Source organism: Streptomyces sp. NPDC052043 (assembly GCF_044548235.1).
Taxonomy (GTDB): Bacteria; Actinomycetota; Actinomycetes; order Streptomycetales; family Streptomycetaceae; genus Streptomyces.
Window position 1 is genome coordinate 1 of record NZ_JBIUBT010000048.1, and the last position, 1,081, is coordinate 1,081.

The following is a 1,081-nucleotide window of genomic DNA, read 5'->3' on the forward strand; positions in this document are numbered from 1 at the left end:
TGGCATCCGACCGCCGGGCGGCTGTACGAGGTCGTCGAGGTGTGGCAGGCCTGCGTTGCCTCCGCCCAGCGGTCGACGCGTTCCGCGACTCCGGCCGTGACGGGTCTGGGTTCGTGGACCTGGAGGAGATCCGGAGCAGGCGCCCGTGACCGGTCAGCCGTACGCGGTCCGGTTGTCGCCGCCGGCCGCGAAGGTACTCACCGCCCTGCCCGAGCATGCGGCGCAGATGGCCCGGGACGTCCTGGATGCCGCGGTCGGGAACCCGCGGGGTTTCCCGCAGTGCGACGTCGGCGACCCTGAGGGCGAGGACGTGCGCATCGCGTCCGTCGGCCAGCTGTCCGTCGTCTACTTCGCCAACCACGCCCTGCGCCACCTGTCCGTCCTGGACATCGTCTGGCTCGGCTTTAAGAGGTGAGGCGGCCCGATGATCGGTCGACCACCGAACCCCCACCCGCCGGCGCCGCCGTGAACGCCGAAGGGCCCGGCGGACGGGTGTCTCGCCGGGCCCCGGGTCGGGTCGGGTCGGGTCAGTAGAGCTGGATGCGGGTGAGGACGATGTGCGGCGGATCGGCGTCGGCGACGATGACGTACTCGGCGATGCCGAGCGAGCCGTCCGCGCCGAGCGGCATGCGCCGCCGCTGCGACCACTTCGCCGACGCGGTGCTGCCCGGCACCTCGCCCCTCGTCTCGTTGATCACGACGGTGGCGGCCACGATCGCGCCGAACACCGCGCCGGGCAGGGTCTTGTCCATGAGAAGTTCGGTGACCTCCTCCGACAGCACGCAGGGCAGACCCTCCGGCTCCTCGCCGAACGGCTCACTCAACGGGCAGGCCCGCCGCGCGGCGGCGCTCGATCAGGTCGGAGACCGCCGTGGTGGGCAGCGTCCCGTCCAGGGCGGCCGCGGTCAGCCGGTCCCCGGCCGGGTCGGTGTCGAGCTGTGCCTCGCACCACCAGCGGCGCAGGACGCCCTCCGCCTGCTCGGGCGCGGCGCCCAGCAGCTGGCGGTAGAACTCCATACGGCGCTCGCCCGACAGCGCGGCCGCGATGCCCTCGGCGTTGCGCGGCACCCGCTCCGGCTCG

3 protein-coding genes are annotated in these 1,081 nt (G+C 73.5%); 1 reads left to right on the forward strand and 2 read right to left on the reverse strand.

What is annotated here, in order from left to right; all coding sequences use genetic code 11:
* Positions 1–145: 145 nt before the first annotated feature.
* Positions 146–415 carry a hypothetical protein gene (locus tag ACIHCX_RS38140; RefSeq protein ID WP_400038021.1) on the forward strand — a complete coding sequence of 90 codons (270 nt, stop codon included), beginning with the start codon at positions 146–148 and terminating at the stop codon, positions 413–415.
* Between the two features lie 112 nt (positions 416–527).
* Here the strand turns inward: ACIHCX_RS38140 and ACIHCX_RS38145 are convergent, their stop codons facing one another.
* Together ACIHCX_RS38145 and ACIHCX_RS38150 are read right to left on the reverse strand one after the other, a co-directional pair.
* A complete protein-coding gene (locus tag ACIHCX_RS38145; protein WP_400038023.1) occupies positions 528–824 on the reverse strand; it encodes a hypothetical protein in 297 nt (98 codons plus the stop codon).
* A partial coding sequence (locus ACIHCX_RS38150) for a hypothetical protein (protein ID WP_400038025.1) occupies positions 817–1,081 on the reverse strand: 265 nt, incomplete at its 5' end. The genes ACIHCX_RS38145 and ACIHCX_RS38150, both read right to left, overlap by 8 nt.